This is a genomic window from Prosthecobacter sp., from assembly GCF_044222565.1.
GTDB lineage: Bacteria > Verrucomicrobiota > Verrucomicrobiia > Verrucomicrobiales > Verrucomicrobiaceae > Prosthecobacter.
This window is the reverse complement of sequence record NZ_JBGANA010000018.1, coordinates 74,360-91,949: the sequence shown is the minus strand read 5'-3', so window position 1 is coordinate 91,949 and position 17,590 is coordinate 74,360. Positions and strand designations below refer to the sequence as shown.

General features: G+C 60.3%; 11 protein-coding genes. 6 read left to right on the top strand and 5 right to left on the bottom strand.

The genetic code is table 11. From position 1 onward, the window contains the following. Positions 1-51: 51 nt before the first annotated feature. Complete coding sequence (locus tag ACILSR_RS23275; protein WP_395752204.1) at positions 52-1,452, top strand: MBL fold metallo-hydrolase RNA specificity domain-containing protein; 1,401 nt, start codon at positions 52-54, stop codon at positions 1,450-1,452. 6 nt (positions 1,453-1,458) lie between these two features. Here ACILSR_RS23275 and ACILSR_RS23270 read toward each other — a convergent pair whose 3' ends face one another. Next, positions 1,459-2,442, bottom strand: coding sequence for an endonuclease/exonuclease/phosphatase family protein (locus ACILSR_RS23270; RefSeq protein WP_395752203.1), 984 nt, complete (start codon positions 2,440-2,442; stop codon positions 1,459-1,461). Between the two features lie 133 nt (positions 2,443-2,575). Between ACILSR_RS23270 and ACILSR_RS23265 the strand changes: the two genes are divergently transcribed. Beyond that, a complete protein-coding gene (locus tag ACILSR_RS23265; RefSeq protein WP_395752202.1) occupies positions 2,576-3,076 on the top strand; it encodes a hypothetical protein in 501 nt (166 codons plus the stop codon). A 277-nt stretch (positions 3,077-3,353) separates the two neighbouring features. Here ACILSR_RS23265 and ACILSR_RS23260 read toward each other — a convergent pair whose 3' ends face one another. Together ACILSR_RS23260 and ACILSR_RS23255 are read right to left on the bottom strand one after the other, a co-directional pair. Further along, positions 3,354-4,751 (bottom strand): hypothetical protein, encoded by a 1,398-nt coding sequence (locus ACILSR_RS23260; protein ID WP_395752201.1) that lies wholly within the window; start codon positions 4,749-4,751, stop codon positions 3,354-3,356. Positions 4,752-5,116: 365 nt separating this feature from the next. Beyond that, positions 5,117-6,220 carry a hypothetical protein gene (locus ACILSR_RS23255; protein WP_395752200.1) on the bottom strand — a complete coding sequence of 368 codons (1,104 nt, stop codon included), beginning with the start codon at positions 6,218-6,220 and terminating at the stop codon, positions 5,117-5,119. Positions 6,221-6,402: 182 nt separating this feature from the next. On the opposite strand from ACILSR_RS23255, the gene ACILSR_RS23250 reads away from it, so the two are divergent. Next, positions 6,403-7,008 (top strand): hypothetical protein, encoded by a 606-nt coding sequence (locus ACILSR_RS23250; RefSeq protein WP_395752199.1) that lies wholly within the window; start codon positions 6,403-6,405, stop codon positions 7,006-7,008. Positions 7,009-7,070: 62 nt separating this feature from the next. Here ACILSR_RS23250 and ACILSR_RS23245 read toward each other — a convergent pair whose 3' ends face one another. Beyond that, positions 7,071-7,904: an AraC family transcriptional regulator gene (locus tag ACILSR_RS23245; RefSeq protein ID WP_395752198.1), complete on the bottom strand. Its 834-nt coding sequence runs from the start codon at positions 7,902-7,904 to the stop codon at positions 7,071-7,073. A gap of 189 nt (positions 7,905-8,093) precedes the next feature. Here ACILSR_RS23245 and ACILSR_RS23240 point away from each other — a divergent pair, with 189 nt between their 5' ends. The 3 genes from ACILSR_RS23240 (at position 8,094) to ACILSR_RS23230 (ending at position 14,479) form a co-directional block, all read left to right on the top strand. Continuing rightward, positions 8,094-12,182 (top strand): PVC-type heme-binding CxxCH protein, encoded by a 4,089-nt coding sequence (locus ACILSR_RS23240; RefSeq protein WP_395752197.1) that lies wholly within the window; start codon positions 8,094-8,096, stop codon positions 12,180-12,182. A gap of 159 nt (positions 12,183-12,341) precedes the next feature. Continuing rightward, positions 12,342-12,968: a transposase gene (locus ACILSR_RS23235; RefSeq protein ID WP_395752196.1), complete on the top strand. Its 627-nt coding sequence runs from the start codon at positions 12,342-12,344 to the stop codon at positions 12,966-12,968. 290 nt (positions 12,969-13,258) lie between these two features. After that, positions 13,259-14,479 (top strand): nucleoside monophosphate kinase, encoded by a 1,221-nt coding sequence (locus ACILSR_RS23230; RefSeq protein ID WP_395752195.1) that lies wholly within the window; start codon positions 13,259-13,261, stop codon positions 14,477-14,479. 24 nt (positions 14,480-14,503) lie between these two features. Here ACILSR_RS23230 and ACILSR_RS23225 read toward each other — a convergent pair whose 3' ends face one another. Further along, a complete protein-coding gene (locus ACILSR_RS23225) occupies positions 14,504-17,476 on the bottom strand; it encodes a beta strand repeat-containing protein (protein WP_395752194.1) in 2,973 nt (990 codons plus the stop codon). Positions 17,477-17,590: the final 114 nt, after the last annotated feature.

Below are 17,590 nucleotides of genomic sequence, written 5' to 3'. Positions count from 1 at the left end.
TCTGACAACCGATCCAGTTGCGGCGCAACTGGGCTACTTTCCCAACCAACCATGAAACTGACTTTTTGCGGTGCCGCGGGCACCACCACCGGATCAAAGCATCTCATCACCGTCAATGGCAGGCGCATCCTGCTCGACTGCGGTCTCTATCAAGGAAGGCGCAGCGAGGCGTTTGAGCGCAACCGCGACTTCCCTTTCAACCCGGAGGAGATCGATGTGGTGGTGCTTTCCCACGCGCACATCGACCACAGCGGCAATCTCCCTCATCTGTGCAAACGCGGCTTCACCGGCAACATCTTTGCCACACCCGCCACGCGCGACCTGTGCAGCATCATGCTGCCGGACGCCGCGCACATTCATGAGAGCGACATCAACTGGCTCAACCGCCACCGCAAAAACGATGACCTGCCTCTGCTGGAGCTCAGCTACACCATGGCGGATGCGGAGCGCTGCATGCGCCAGTTTGTTTCCGTGGGCTACCACCGGCCCATGATCATCGCCGATGGTGTGACCCTTTCCTTCATCGATGCCGGCCATGTGCTCGGCTCCGCGCAGGTGGTGCTGGACATCGACGACCGGGAGACAGGAAAGAAATCGCGCCTGCTTTTCTCCGGAGACATCGGCCGTCCGGACAACGACCTGCTGGCAGACCCCGAAGGCTGCGAGAACGTGGACCACATCATCATGGAGAGCACCTACGGCGGGCGCACCCATGAGCTGGCCACGGATTCCAACGAGCACATCTGCAATATCATCCGCCGCATCCTGCAGCAGAAGGGCAAGCTCATCATCCCCGCCTTCGCGGTGGAGCGCACGCAGCAGCTCCTCTACACGCTGGATCAGCTGCGCCACGAGGGCTGCTTTCCGCTGATCCCCACCTTTGTGGACAGCCCGCTGGCGGTGAAGGCCACGGAGATCTTCCGCCTCCACGTCGATGAACTCAAGCCTTCCGTGCATGAGGCCGCCTTCATGCGCCAGGACCCCTTTGGTTTTGAAGGGCTGCAGCTCGTGCGCGACGTCAACGAATCCAAAAACCTCAACAAGATCAAAGGCGCCGCCATCATCATCTCCGCCTCCGGCATGGCGGAGTCCGGCCGCATCCTGCACCACCTGCGCAACAACGTGGGCAACGATCACAACATCATCCTCTTCGTGGGCTACTGCGCGGAGAACACGCTCGGCTGGAAGCTGCGCGAAGGCCACAAGCACGTGAACATCCTCGGCGATGAATTCGAGGTGCATGCCGGCATTGAGATCCTCGACTCCTTCTCAGGCCATGCGGACCATCACGAACTTCTCGGCTGGTATGACCGCGTCAACGGACCGAAAAAGAACGTCTTCCTGGTGCACGGAGAGCCAGAGCGCTCCACCGCGCTGAAGGCCGCGCTGGACAAGAAGCGCGGAGACGGCAGCGTCAGGATAGCCGTGATGAACCAGGCGGTGGAGCTGTGAGCGGCCTTAGTTGCCGCTGTCCTGAATGATCTGGTTGAGCCGGAAGCTCTCGATGTCCGTTTTGATCTGAATCCAGACCGGCATGTGGTCGGACATCTGGTAGGTGAACTTGTCCCGCGTGTATTTTTTGCCCGGGAAGAGTTCATCGATGTGCTTGTCATCAATGTAAAAATCCAGCACCCCGCCTGCATTGGTGAAGTTTTCGGGCACCGTGGGCAGGTGCAGGATCTGGTCATAGCGCGCATCCTCGCCGAGATTGGAGCCGCCGATCACGCGATCGCCGACGGTGAGGTTGACCAGGGGCTTGGGAATTTGGAGGCCATGGCTCACCAGAGCCTTGAACATTTTGTCCGTGAGCTTGGGCGTGTTGAAATCTCCCATGACGATCAGGTCATGGTCGTCGACGAATTTTGAGGCAAAGCGTGTGTCGATCCAGTCGCTCAGCATCTGCAGTTCAGCCGCGCGCGCCTCGGTGCTGTCCCCCCAGCGCGCGTGCATGGCTATCGTCAGGAAGTCGAAGTTCCCGGAACGAAAAGAGCACATGTAGGGCGCCCGCCAGAATGACTGCTGGGTCACCCATTCCTTGCCTTCTTTGACCCGGGTGCCGTTCACCTCGGCGGCCAGTCCATTGTGCGTGACTGCGCGGCGGTCAAAGAGAAAGGCGGTGCGCTCGTGGTTGCCGCCGTTGTCCTCCATCCAGTCGGAATACACCACGCGCCAGGTGTCTCCCAGGTACTTCATGACCCGCCCGAGATCTTCCAGATTATCCCGCAGTTCCACCAGCGCCACGAGGTCAAACTGTCCGATGATCTCGGCGATGTAATGGATCGCGGGCTCGGTGCGGCGCACCTTGCCGAACTCGCGAATGTTCCAAACGGCGATATTCGCCGTTTCATCAATCTTTGACGACGGGATCTTGGCCGCCTTGATTCGTTCCTTGAGTGCGAGCAGTCCTGCTGCGATATCGGGTGTGACTGTGCCGTGGTGCATGGTGGTGTGTAGGTGGGTGTGAACCTGCGCAAGATATTTGAATTTACCAAATATAAGCCATTAGCCTAAAATTATTCATCCATGTCAATCACGAAAAAGATCACAGCCCACACCTTTTAACCTAAATACCTCCATGAAAACCTTTCCCGCCATTCTAGCTCTGTGTGCGGCATTCGCTCTTTGCCTCATGTCCGCATGGGCTGAGGAGACGGGCAAAGAGACTTCCCCTGCCCTGACTTTCCACATCGTGAGCAACATCGAAGTCGAAGGCTGGAAGCGGGTGGATCTGCCGGGGCATCGGCAGCATGGCTACATTTCGCCTGACGCAGATCTGGTTCTCCGCCAGTTGAAGCGTGTCGAACTTTACAAGAAGCCTGCCGTCGTTTCAGGCGGGCAGCAGCTTCTGGAGGGCGTCTCAGGAATTCGGATCACGCTTCTGGATGAAGATGCGGCAGCCTTCACAGCGATGAGCCGGAGGGCGGTCAAACATCAGGTGCTGGTCCTGCTGGGAGACAAGCCTCTGATGGCTCCGATCATGATGTCACCCATCACCGAACCTGTATTCGACATTCAGACCCGCAATGGCGAGGACAAAGAGCTGCACGAGACGCTCATGAAGCTGGTGAAGAAATAAATTGGCTTCTTGGCGCGCTCAGGCAGTGCTTTCTATTTAGACCAGTTCTCGAAAAGATTGTCATATTGAACCGGCGAGCGCAGCGGCCCCAGTGGCAAGGCGGGAGCGCCGCCTGTTATTGAAGAATAACAGGCAAGCGACTAACGCAGCCAATGGGGCCGCTCCGCCGCCCGGGCAATGTGACGAGATTTTTGAGAGTTGGTCTATACGGGGCGAGAACGCCATCCTGCGGATGCTTCTGAGCCAACGTGTTTTCCACGCTCGGCAATATCATTGCTCATTTTGCCGGAGCTTCGCTTCCGCCTGCCGGCAACAGCGCAGGCACGTCCAGCGCGTGCAGTTCACGGCCAAACGCATCGCTTTCAGCCACCACGAGAATCATGCCGCCGAGCACGGCCACCACGTTGGTTGACCGGTTGAAGGTGGCCAGCCTCAAGCTGCCGGCGTCCGTGCCGTCTGTGATCCACAGGTCGGTGCCGGACCTGCCGTTTTTGCGCTGGGCCAGCGCGCGGCCATCGGCCAGAGGGAAGAGCTCGAAGATATCCGCGTCTTCATTGCCGAGGGCGATGTCCGTGACGAGGTGGGTGCCGCTCTTGGTGCCGTCGCTCACCCAAAGCTCCATGCCATGCTTACCGTCATCCATGGTGAAGTAGAGCCGGTCCCGTGCGAGCACCGGTGTCGCGCGATGATTTTGTGTGTGGGAGAAAGCGGCGTCTTTATACGGATCGCTGTCCCAGATGATTGAGGTGCCTGCAGCCGTGCCATCGCTGGCCCACAGGGCACAGCGCCGTGTGGCGGCCTCTGCCAGCAAAATGGCACGGTCTCCAACGCGGCCGAGCCAGTGGGAAGGAATCGCCGGCATGGACCATTCAAATGCGGCCAGCTTGGACGCAGATTTCCCATCTGTATGCCACAGTTCGACCGGGCGCCTGCTGCCGTTCGGGATCATCAGCACACCATTGGGAAGGGCAAGAAGCTGATGGAAACCGTCATCCTGTTCAAAGGACGGCAGCCCCTTGATCTCCAGCTTCTTCATTCCAGCGCGTGTGCCGTCGATGCTCCAGAAAGCCTTGCCATCCAGATCCAGTTTCAGCATGGCTCCATCGAGCATGGCGCCATCCGTATAGTCTTCCCAACCCGAAAACGGCACGGCGAGGGTCTCGGTCTTGCCAGTGTGAAGATTGAGCGCCACCAGGCCGTGACCGTCGTAGTCGCCGTGCAGTGAGAGCACCAGGCGGTCTCCGATGAGAAAAGGTTTGTAAATATCGCACACGTCTTTGCCATCTTCGGAGATGGGTCGTGTGCCCGCCTCGGTCCCGTCCGTCACCCACACGCGGCTGCCCTTCCCCAGCCCCGCATTTGGCCCCTGAAAATAGAGCCGGTTTTCAAACACAAACGGATTGTCGAAGCGCGAGCCTTGCGCCTGCCACGGAATGTCCTTGATGCGCTTCGTGCCCCCCGTGCTGCCATCGGAACGATAGAGCCCAGCCACCGATTTGCCGCCCTGATCATACCCTGCGACAAACCACACCTGACCTCCCCACACATAGAAATCAAAGAAGCCCGCGCTTTCACGACCTGGATTCAAATCGGCGACGAGACGCAGCGCCGTGGGCTCCTCTGCGGCAAGGACTGAAGTCAGCAAGATCCCGATGCCAAAGAATGAGCGCCACATGGCGGCTATCTAATGAATTCCGGGCGGGCGCGTCAATGATGGAAAAGAACCAATGACAAGACCTGTAGCGCGCACCTTATATTGAAGTTTGCGGCATAGACTGACTGCTTCGCCTCCGCCTTCGCCTCCGCCTTCGTCTCTGTCTCTGTCTCTGTCTTGAAGGCCAACGGCCTTCCGTCATGCAGCCCAGGGGTGCCGAGCGTTAGCGAGTGCTCCCCTGGGTTCTTGAACGCAATCCGGAAAGCGAACCCATCATCCACTTCGCGCAGCCCGTCCTCCAGAAGCGTCTTCCGGCCCCGCCACCGCGGAGACCTGGTGCCCCGCTAAACGCCGCGCTCCGGCCCTAGCTCCAGTCTAAGCACGCATCAATGATGCTTCCATGAAGCGCCGACGATCCGCTTTCCGAGCAAGATGGAATACGCCAGAGCAAAGGGCAGCAGCAGCCAGCCCAGCCACCAGAACTCCACATCCCGGTGAATGAGGCCGAGCAGCAGGGAGCAGATCACCGGGGCGAGCAGTCCGGCCCAATAAGGAGGCTGCACAAAGAAGACCTCCGCCTGCGCCACCACATGGTGCCACCAGCCGGGCGGCACCGTCCCGCCGACGGGCCGCAGGATCAGCAGGCCGCTGCCTTCTTCCGCCCCCTCTCCGGCGTGGGCCTTCCGGCACTCGTGGGAGGCGTGCGCACTCAGCGCCGTGGAGACCAGCGCCAGCGCGGCCAGCGCCAGGCTGGCGGAGAGGCTCACATTCACCATGGGAATGGTGATCTGCTCGTTTTCATAAGAGTAGCGGCAGGCGGCGTACAGGCTGCCCACGGAATCCGTGGCCTGCGTCCACGCCTGAGCTTTGAGGCGGATGCGGTTTTCGATGTCCGTGGCGCTGAAGGGTTCGTCATGGTGGTCTGCCTCCGCACGCACCGGCATGAGGTCCCACGCCGTCTTGCCAGACGCGGGGTGCCTGCTCTTCTCCGCGTTTGTCAGCTTGATGGCATACGGCTTCCTGCGGTGCAGGTCTGAATTCTCCCCCACGAGAAGGGTGATCTCATACAGGGGAACCACACTGCCCGCAGGCGGCGGAGCCAGCTCTTTGAACGAATGATGGCTGGCGCGGAACCTCAGCCATCCGCCGCTGGGCAGTGACAGACGGTGCACCGGCGGATCATAGTCCGCCTTCGTCTTCGACAAGAACACCGCGAGAGAATCCACCTCCAGAGCCGTGGCCCCCATCGTGAATCCGCGCTCCATGTCCGCCGCGAGTTTGTCTGAAACCGATTCTTCAAACTCGCTGTCGTCATGCCGCACATCTCCCGTCGTCGCCGTCAGCAGACGGTGTGTCACATAGAGCTTCTCCAGCTCCACCATGTCGTTGGTCTGCCGATGACGGCTGCTCGAGAAAGAGACACAGAGCACCACGATCAGCGCCTGGGTGAGCAAGTTGCTGCGGATGCTTTCTGCAAGGTCGCTTTGCATAATAAAGAAAGCAGACTAGGAGCCAAAATTAAAACTGGCAAGCTCGGATCTGCACACAGACTGGCTGCCTAATGTGCGCACATTGATTCATGGGCATCTCGCTGCCCCAACCAGCGCAGTGCTTTAAGAGGAGATTTTTGGTTCGCCAGCCATTCGTGAATATACTTATGATTGGATCAATCATGGGATATTACATTCGCGTCCTTAGCACATCGTCTGCCTGTGTGCCGCTGGCAGAGCTGGCATCCGCCATCGAGGAAAACAATCTTCAGGCCAGGCTTACGCTTGCGGTCGGCACGAATAATGACTGGGAACAGCTCATTCTGAGCCATGACGACGGCCGCGAAATCGCCGCAATCGAGCGCAACTTGGTCGAGAGCGGCTCCGTGGCCTCAGAAGAGCTGGAAGAATTTGCCGATGAACTCGCGGACGGCAGACCTGCCAGCGCTGCGCAATGGCTGCTGGACTACTTTAAAGGCGTGCGCAGCATCTATGCATGCCAGGTGCTCAGTGGAACGGAGCATAAAAATGGCTGGGAAATCCTTGGGGCTGTCAAAAACCGCATCTGGTCTGCAGCACCTTCAATCCTTCAAGCAGACCGGGAAGGATTCAGCAATGAGTCCGGCTACCACATCCTCTGGCAGTTCAGCGAATCAGCCGAAGGAGACTGGTGGATGGCCGTTCTCAAGGAAGGGGAGTGGGCGCCTTTTTTGATGGACCTCGGAAGCAGCACCCATCGAGAAGCTTTTTTCCAAGGCCTCATTCCAGAAGGTGCAAAACTGGCTTGAGCCTTAGAAGGTAAACACCAGCCATCCTGAGGTACAATCGATCTTTGATTGCCTCAATCGTCTCACGCCCCGCCCCGATACTCCCCCGGTGCCACGCCGACCCAGCGCTTGAAGACCCGCGAGAAAATCGCAGCGTTTGCATATCCGACATGGGCGGCCACCACTTCCAGCTTGTCGTTGCCTGCTTCCAGAAATCGCCGGGCCTGCTCCATGCGCAGGCAGGTGAGGTGCTGCATGGGGCTGCGGCCCAGCTCCTTCATGCACAGGCGGCGCAGATGCTCCGGACTGCAGTGGCTGCGGTGTGCCAGTTCGGCCAGCGTCCAGTCGCGCATCAGATCCCGCTCCACATCCGCCCACAGCTTTGCCACACGTGGTTCGCGGCTGCGCCATGGCTGCGCGATGCGGCGTATCGTGGCATGCAGCAGTTCCAGCCAGTGATGCAGCAGACGCGGTTCGCGCTCCCCTTCCCATTCGGCGCGCACGCCATGAATGATGCGCACAATTTCATCCGCCCGTGCCGTCGGCATGACCGGTGAGGCCGCGCCGACCACGGGCGTGACAAAGCTCGGCTCATCGTAGCGCACCCAGGCGAAGCACCAGCGCTCGCGCCCGCTGGCGGCAAAGGCATTCAGCACCCGCGGCGGTGCCAGGCAGACCATGCCGGGCGTCACGCGCTGCCAGCGGCCATCGAGAAGGATCGATCCTTCGCCGCTGACGCAGGCCATGACAAAACTTCCCTGCGGACTCATCCGCACGCGCCGGTACGGAGGCAGCGCCTCATCCAGGCCAAAGCGTGCGATGCGGTGCGTCGTCATCTCCACACACTCCCGCGCCTCCACCACCCAGCGCCGCGTGCGCGGGCCGTCGAGCGTGGTTTCAGTGAGGTCGGAGGTCATGCGGGAATTACAGCGTGCCACGCAGGCTTGGCAAGGAGCGGCACTTGCCAGGTGCCACGGGCGGAAAGCTTTCACCCAAGCCGGGACTTGGCAAGTCCCGCTCCTTGAAGAGTGAGGTGCATTTCAGGCATGACACCGTGCATGCCATCCTGCTAGCCTGCGATTATCCACCCGTAATACTTTCCAACCATGAAGCGCATCCTCTCCCTGCTCCTCCTCGCCACCGCACTCCACGCGGAGCCGGTTTCTCTCTTTGATGGCAAGACCCTCGATGGCTGGGACTTCGATCCCAAAATCTGGCGCGTGGAAGACGGCATGATCACCGGCGGTTCCACCACGGAGAAGATCAAGGAGAACCACTTCATCTGCACGAAGAAGAGCTACTCCAACTTTGAGCTGAAGCTCAAGATCAAGGTCAGCGGAGATCCGAAGACCGGCATGCTCAACAGCGGCATCCAGATCCGCAGTCTGCGCGTGCCCGGTGGTGCGCACATGACCGGATACCAGGTGGACTGCGGAGCAGGATGGTTTGGCAAGATTTACGACGAGTTCCGCCGCAACAAGGTCATCTGGGCGCCCACGCCGGAGCAGCAGGCCGCGCTGGACAAGGCCGTGGATGTCTTTGGCTGGAATGAATACCGCATCCGCGCCGAGGGGCCGCGCATTCAGACGTGGATCAATGGCGTTCTGTGCATCGACTACACCGAGACCGACAAGAACATCGCGCTGGATGGTCTGATTGGACCGCAGGTGCACAGTGGAGGCGTTTGCCTGGTGCAGGTCAAAGACGTCACCGTCGAAGAACTCCCCGCCACCCCCAACGCCCCCACCTGGGAATCCCTCGGTGGCGTGGATGCCGCACGCAAACTCGTGGCTCCGCCGCCGAAGCCTCAGGCCGATGCGGCAAAGCCCAAGCGCGACATCAGCTACAACAACGTGCAGGGCACGGCGCTCACCGCGCAGGAGCAGCTGAAAAAGTTTCACGTGGCCGAAGGCTATGAGATCGAACTCGTGGTGCAGGAAAGCGATGGCGTCGGCAAATTCGTCAGCGTTTACTTTGACCAGCGAGGGCGAATGTGGACGCAGACCGCGCTGGAGTATCCGGTCGATGCGAATGAAAACCCTGCTGCCGCCGAGGCCGTGTATGCGGCCCGGGGCAAGGACAAGGTGCTCGTCTATCCGCGGGAGTCGGTGAATGCGCCGATTCCCGCGGGTGGACTCATCAACCCCACCGTCTATGCCGACGGCCTCGCCATTCCGCTGGGCATTCTCCCCTGGGGCAATGGCGACACCTGCTACGTGCTCCACGGCCACGATCTGCTGCTGCTGAAGGACACAAATAACGACGGCAAAGCTGACCAGCGTGAAGTCATCCTCACCGGATTCGGCGTGCAGGACTCGCACCTGTTTCCCCACCAGTTCACCCGCGCCCCCGGCGGCTGGATCTGGATGGCCCAAGGCCTCTTTAACAACAGCAAAGTCCACAAGCCCGGCAGCGATGTAGTCGTGGACTACCCCAAGTGCGGCATGGCCCGCATGCGCCCGGATGGCAGCGAATTTGAAATGACCAGCGTCGGCCCCAACAACATCTGGGGCCTCGTGATGACGGGCGAAGGCGAGACCTTCATCCAGGAAGCCAACGACTACGGCTACCCCATCATGCCCTTCCACGAGTACGCCTACTATCCCGGCGGCATGGAGGCGCTCAAGAAGAGCTACCAGCCCGACTTCCCTCCCGCCGCCGAATTCCGCATGGGCGGCACCGGCCTGAGCGGCCTCGCCTTGATCGAAGATGGAGCACTGCACGACAAAAAGGCAGCCCACACCATGGCCGTCGCCAATCCCATCACCTCCAAAGTTCAAACCATCGGCATGCACCGCGATGGTGCCTACTGGAAGCTTGAACAACTCACGGATCTCCTCACCTGCGACGATCCCTTCTTCCGTCCCGTCGGCCTCACCAACGGCCCCGACGGCTGCATCTACATCGTCGATTGGTACAACAAGATCATCTCCCACAACGAAGTCCCCCGCGCCCATCCCGACCGCGACAAAACACGCGGGAGAATCTGGCGGGTGAAACCGAAAGGCACGAAAAGCGAGGTGGCAGACTTCACGAAACTCGGCAGCGATGAACTCAGCACAGCTCTCAAAGACGGCCCCATCGGAAAAAGGCATCTGGCCTGGCAGACGCTGGTGGATCGAAAGGCGCTTCCCGCCAATCACTGGGCGGCTTCTGAATACGCGTTCCCTGCAGAGAGCAGCCGGCTTCGCATGCTTGGGCGCAGCCTGACCTTGGAGAACATCGGCGAACTCCTCTCCTTCGCCAAACCCAGTCTCCCCGGCCCTCTCGGTCAGAGTTCTCGCGGCCCCAAACAAATCCCCGTCCGCGAAGCCTACGACCGCGAGTTCGAACGCTTCCTCGTTCGCATGTTCCTCGAACGCCATCCCGACGTCGTCGCCACTTTCCTCGACTCCCCTGCCGCGGCCAAGCTCCCCATCGAAGCCCGCGTCCTCGCATCACTTGCCCTCGAACCCAAAGCCAGCGCCTCACGTGTCGCCCAGCTGCTGCCACAACTCGACCGCGCACCGAATGACGAGGAACTGCTGAGGCTCGCTCAATTCCCCACCGAACCCGGAGTCAGCACCGCTTTGAAGTCTCTCCTCTCCCGCCCTGCCGTCGCGGAGAAACTGCTGGCCCAGCGCACCAAGCTCGATGCCAAACAGATCGCACCGCTGATCACCGAGACCGCGAAAGAAATGCTGCATGGCCAGTCAAGCCCCATGGCTCTCCAACTCATCAGCGGCTTCCAGCTCACCTCCCTTGAACCCGAGTTGGTCGCCCTTGGCAAAAAAGAGCCCTCCGTCGCCACCCTCAATGCGCTTCGCGACCTCCGCAGCAATGCGACCGAATTTTTCGCCTCCATTGCCGAATCCGACACACAACTCACCATTCGCGACGCCGCTTTGGAAGCCCTCGCCGCCTCCCGCGCTCCCGATGCCGGCCCCAAACTCCTCGCCCTCTACCCCACCCTCCAGCCCGCCCAGCGCCGCTCCGGCCTCACCGCCCTCGCCAGCTCCAAAGCCGGCGCCCAAGCCATCGTCGCCGCCCTGCTCGCCAAATCCCTGCCCCAGACCGACCTCGACGGCCCCACAGTGGAACGCCTCGCCACCGTCCTCGGCAACGACCCCTCCCTCGAAAAACTCCAGCAGCAGCTGGGCGGAGTGTTCCGCGAGGTGCTCCTGCTAGATGGCGAGGAGACAGCATGGGTGGACTCCAAGATCACCCTCGACGGCCCCTTCACGGTCGAAGCCTGGATAAGACTCGCCCCAGGCATTGGCAACCAGGACGACCTCCTCGGCGTGCCCGGCGGCTGCGAGATGAATTTCTTCCAGTCGAAGTTCCGAGTCTTCGCCGGTCCGGAACTGCATGACGTCGTGGTCGCCACCAAACCCATGACGCCAGATCTGTGGACGCACATCGCCTTAACGCGCGATGCGAAGGGCATCTGCCGCATTTACCAAAACGGTGAACTGGACGCCACCGCCAGCAAGCCCGCGCCGCTGAAGTGGGAGAACTGCCGGATCGGCTGGAGCGGCCCCAAGGGGGGAACCGAGGGCGTGATGACCGAGTTTCGCGTGTGGAAGCGCGAACGCACCGCACAGGAACTCCGTGCCACTTTTGACCGCATTCTTGTCCCTGCAGCAGCAAAAGGTGATCTTGTGTATTCTTCCGCCGAACGCTGGAAAACGGGAGGCTTTGGCAAAGGGGCCCGTCTTGCCAAAACGATCGACACACCTCCGCTGCTGACCGAAGAACAGGCTAAGGCGCTGGATGCGAAGTTTGAGCGCTTCACTGCGCTGGCACCGAAGGGCAATGCGGCCAATGGCAAGGCGCTCAGCGCGCTGTGCATGGCCTGCCATCAGATCGGCAATGCCGGCGGCCAGATCGGCCCGAACCTGAGTGGTGCGGGAGCGATGGGGCTGGAGGCAGTGCTGCGGAACATCCTGACGCCGAACGCAGCGATGGAGCCGGGCTACCGCATCTACCGTGTGGAGATGAAAAACGGCGACCTGATCGATGCGTTTTTTGTCAGCGAGGACAAGAACGCCACCGTCATCCGCCAGCCGGGCCTGCCGGACCGGAGGCTGGACAAAAAGGAGATTCGCAGCACCAAATTCATTCGCCGCTCCCTCATGCCTGAGGGGTTGCTAGACGCCCTGCAAGACCAGCAGGTGGCAGATCTGCTGGCTTATCTGATGACGTTGAAGGGTTAAGCCCCAAGGAGCGGCACTTGCCAAGTGCCGACACCCAGGGCATCGCCCTCGCCCAGGCTATCCAGACTCCATGCCGGGACTTGGCAAGTCCCGCTCCTTGTCCAGACTTGGCAAGTCCCGCTCCTTGATCGCGGTCGCTTCTTGCGTACTCATCGGCGCATGAAGTTCTTCAATCCGTTCGAAGACATTCGTGTTACGCGTCACAACCTGCCGCACTGGCAGCAACCGGGTGCCACCTACTTCGTCACTTTTCGCATGGCTGATTCACTGCCGGTGGAAATGCTTCGTGAACTCGACTCTGACCGAAAGCGGTGGCAGTTGCTCCACCCGCCACCGCTTTCGCCTGAGGGCGAGGCCGAGTATCATCGGCTGTTTTCCGCCCGGGTCGATCAGTGGCTCGATGAAGGTTTGGGCTCTTGTGTCCTGGGACAGCCCTCTCTGCGGTCAGTTGTCGAGGAATCGCTGAAGTTCTTCCATGGACAGCGTTATGAGTTGCTGTCGTATGTCCTCATGCCCAATCATGTTCACGGGCTTTTTGTGCTGCATCCAGACTGGCCTTTGGAAAAGGTGCTTTTCACTTGGAAGCGCCGGACAGCGGGTGTGATCAACGAGACACTCGGCGTCGAAGGCCCATTTTGGCAGCATGATTACTTCGACCGCCTCATCCGCGATGGCGATCATCTGAGAAACGTGATCCGCTACATCAGACGCAACCCCGCCAAGGCGCACCTGAAAGAAGGCGAATTCACGCTTTGGGAAAGCGAACTGGCCCAGGCGGTGGGATGAGACCCAGAGCGCCAAGCAACCCAACGCCCCCAAGGAGCGGCACTTGCCAAGTGCCGACGACCCAGCGTGTCGCTCTCGCCCAGGCTATCCAGAGTCCAAGCCGGGACTTGGCAAGTCCCGCTCCTTGCCCAAACTTGGCAAGTCCCGCTCCTTGGCGTCGTGTTCACACAAACAAGGCAATCCCAAGCCGGGACTTGGCAAGTCCCGCTCCTTGGCGTCGCGTTTATACAAACAGGGCAAATCTCAAGCCGGGACTTGGCAAGTCCCGCTCCTTGGGATAAGCGCAGAGCATGCAGCCAGCTCCACAAGACCCCGCCCCCAAGACCGTCGCCCCTGCGGATTTGGAAATTAAAGATGCCCAGCTCATCTTCAATCACGTGTGGAAACAGCTGGAGGCTGACTACGGCCGTGAGAAGCTGCGGTTTCCCAAGGAACTGATCCTGCTGGGCGGTGCGCCAGGCGCGGGCAAGGGCACGAACACTGATTTCATCCGTCAGGTGCGCGGCATCACGGCGGAACCGATCGTGGTCAGTGCGCTGCTGGACAGTCCTGAGGCGCAGAAGCTCAAGTCCCAGGGCGGCATGGTGGGCGACCGCGAGGTGGTGGGCATTCTCATCCGCAAGCTGCTGGAGCCTGAGCAGCAGAACGGCGCGATTTTGGACGGCTTTCCGCGCACCAAGGTGCAGGTGGAGTGCCTGAAGATGCTTTTTGATGAAATGATCCGCCTGCGCCGGGATTTTTCGGAAACACCCGACGCCGCACATTTCAAGCAGCCCATTTTCCACATCATGGTGCTGTTTGTGGACGAGGCGGAAAGCATCGCCCGCCAGTTGAAGCGCGGACGTGAAGTCCTGGAGCACAATGAGGAAGTGCGCAGCTCCGGCCTTGGCGAACTGTGGGAGGAGCGGAATACGGACTTCAATCCCGCACTGGCACGCAACCGCTACAAGGTCTTCAAAGAGAAGACGTACGATGCGCTGGTCTCGCTGAAGGAGATCTTCCACTACCATTTCATCAATGCACAGGCCCCGCTGGCTCAGGTGCAGGACAACATCATCCGCGAGCTGGAATACCAAAGCTCCCTGGAGCTGGATCCGCGCACGTTTGACCAGCTGCGTGATCTGCCGCTGGCCAGCGAGATCGTGCGGCATGCGCGGCAGGATCTGGTACGCCGGCTGGACGGCTACAAGGTGGAGAAGCCGGAGCTCATGCAGGCGGTGGTGACCTTCATCCATGAGAAGATGATGCCCATCATCGTGCGTCATGCGATCTCGGGCCGCGCGGACATCAACACCGAGGACAAGCTTTTTCATGATCCGGAAGCGCTGGCAATGCTGATCGACATCTTCTCCGAGCGTGGCTATCACGCCACGGCGGATCTGCACCGGATTGAGATTCCGGAGCGCTTTGATCTGCAGACGGGTCAGATTTTCTGCCGCAAAAAGAAGGTCTTCCGGTTCCGCATCATCTTCAAAGGCTCCGAAATCCGCCGCGGGCAGGTGATGGCTTGAGGCCGCCGTCGAAAAACGCCGCCTTCAATTGCGCTGGTAGAGATAGAGCGTTCGAGACGGGGAATAACGTGCTCCGTCGGAGTAGTTGCTTGGGTTGCCACCCCAGATGATCATCTCGGTGCCCGACCAAACCGCTGTGTGGTCTGCTCTGACAGCGAGGCCGGAGCTGGACAACGCCACCCAGGCATCGGATGTCGGTGAATAGCTGGCACCATTCGAAAGGTAGGTGCCACCACCGCTGAATCCCCCCCAAATGAGCATCCTGTCTCCCGTCCACACAGCTGTGCCATTGGCGCGGATCGAGGGTGCGTTGGTGGCAGGCAGAGTCACCCAGGTGTTGGTGGTGGAATTGTAGCGGGCACCATCGCCCAAATAGGTTCCACTATACCCACCCCACAAGATCATTTCGGTCCCTGTCCACACGACCACGGGAAGGGAACGGGCGCTTGGCACATTGGTTGTGGAAATAGCAGTCCAAGTGTTCGTCGTGGGATTGTAGCGAAACCCGTCATTCAAATAACTACCGCCGGGTGCCAGCCCTCCCCACAGAATCATTTCAGTGCCAGTCCACACCGCCACATGCTGTGTACGGGCAGACGGTGCCCCCGTCGTGGACATGGTGGTCCAGGTGTCGGTGGTGGGATTGTAACGGGCACCGTTGCCCAAAGGCGTGCCGCCGTTGGCCACACCACCCCAGACGATCATTTCGGTGCCGGTCCACACGGCGGAGTTTTGGGTGCGTGCGCTTGGCGCATTGGTGGTTGAGGTGGCCACCCAGACATCGGTGGTGGGATTGTATCGGCCGCCGGTGTTGTAGTGGGTTGAGGCGCCATCGTTGCCTCCCCACACGATCATCTCGGTGCCGGTCCAGACCCCGCGTTGTTTGTAGCGTGCCACAGGCGCGTTGGTCGTTGAGGTGGCAGTCCAGGTGTTTGTCGTCGGATTGTAGCGTCCTCCCGTGTTCAGCACGCCGCTGCCGTTCTGGCCGCCCCAGACAATCATCTGAGTGCCGGTCCAGACTGCGTTTTGATACGCTCTCCCGGCAGCGGCACCCGTCGTTGTCGTGGGGGCCCAGGACTCCGCCACGGCGACGGAGGCCTGGCCAAGCTTGGTGTAACCGGCACCGAGCAGGCTGGCTGAACTCGAATCTGCCGACATGACGACACCGCCGCTGGCGACGGCGCTCTGATTGTCCGCAGCCAGATTGGAGGCGGCCGCTCCGCTGGCAAGACTTGCGCCTGTAATGCCGCTCAAAGCCGAACCATTGCCATGAACGACGCCGGTGAGGTAGGTGTCCGTCTGCGTGGTGCCATCGCCCAGTCGGATGATGTTTGACTCTCCGGCCACGCCTGAATGACCGATGTGAATGTTGTTGTCCCCGGTGGTCAGGTTCTGGCCTGCCCGCCTGCCCATGGCGATGTTGTTTCCGCCGGTCGTGTTATTGTTGAGAGCCTGCCATCCAATCGCGGTGTTGCTTGAACCGGTGGTGTTCAGCTGGAGTGCCGTGTATCCCATGGCGGTGTTGCCACCACCGGTGTCATTGCTGAAGAGAGTGTAGGCTCCACTGGATGTATTTTGATTGCCCGTGGTGTTGGCGGTCATGGCATTAAATCCCTCCGCAGTGTTTTCCAGTCCGGTCGTGTTGGCGTCCAGGGCGCCGCTGCCGATGGCCACATTCTTACGCCCGGTGGTGTTGGCCGCCAGGGTGTTGTAGCCGAGAGCGACGTTGTCTCCGCCGGTCAGAGTGAAGTTTCCGGCATTCTTCCCCGCGAAGACATTGTTGGAGCCAAAGGTCTGCAGCAAGCTGCTGCCATTCTGGGTGATCACGCCGACGGTGCCGCTGGAAGTGGTGGTGGGAAGACTGAGACCTCCTGAGAGGGCTGTGGTGCCGCCGAGCGTTAAATTTGCGGCCAGTTGGGTGCCCGTCACGCTGCCGCCAGCCAGATTGGAGCCGGAGACGCCCGTCAGGCCCGATCCATCCCCATGGATCACCCCAGCGAGATAAGTGTCCGTGTGAGTGCCGCCGGTGCCGATGCGTATGTTGCCGGACTCTCCCGCCACACCGGAATTGCCAATGTCGATGTTGTTGCTGCCAGTGGTGAGGTTTTCACCCGCCCGTTTGCCCAGACCAATGTTGTTTCCACCGGTGGTGTTGTTGGTCAGCGCCAGCCAGCCGAAAGCCGTGTTGGAACTGCCACTGACGTTGTCCAGAAGAGCCTGATACCCGCTTGCGGTATTGGCACCGCCGGTGCCGTTGGCGGCCAGTGCATAGGTGCCACTTGCGGTGTTTTGATTGCCCGTGGTGGTGAGGTTGAGCGCATTGAAGCCCAGCGCGGTGTTTTCCAGCCCAGTTGTGTTCAGGCTGAGCGCTGAGCTTCCTATGGCGACATTTTTGTGGCCGGTGGTGTTCGCAGCCAGTGTGCCGAAACCGATGGAGATGTTGTCGCTGCCGGTCAGGGTAAAATTACCAGCCGATGGTCCCGCGAAGAGATTGTGCACTCCGAAGGTATGCAGGAGGCTGCCGCCATTTTGGAGGATGACTCCGGAGGTGGCGCTGGTGGTGGCGGGCAAATTCACTCCCGCAGCGACGACAGCATAGCCCACCGCAGCGATGCGCTGATCTGGAGAGAGCAGTTGAAAACCATTCACGCCGTCATTGAACCAAACTCGCAGGCGCACATCTGCATTGTTGAAAACACCCACTGGAATAGAGGTCATGTTCGGCAGTGATTGATCACCGAGCAGGACGGAATAGAGTCCCTGTGAGACATTGAGGGATACCGCTGCCGTGGGCTGGCTGCCGGAGGTGCTCGTGCCGTCATTGCTCCAGTAGGTCGTGCTGCCACTGCCATCTACCAGCGCAAATTTGAACTGGCCGGAACCATTGAAGTTGGCAGTGCCCACCACGATGCGGCCCTGATAGTTGATCAGCTGAGGCACCTGGGCGCACAAAGGCATGGCCAGGAACAGGGCGAACAGAGCAACGATGGTTTTCATGCTAGGATATGTTTTGACGGCGTGCCGCACTGCCAGGCACGGCGACAGCCAGGACGCTGGGATAATCCATTAGGGTGGAATTAGACGGGACGACACCACTAAACGCAGGACGGT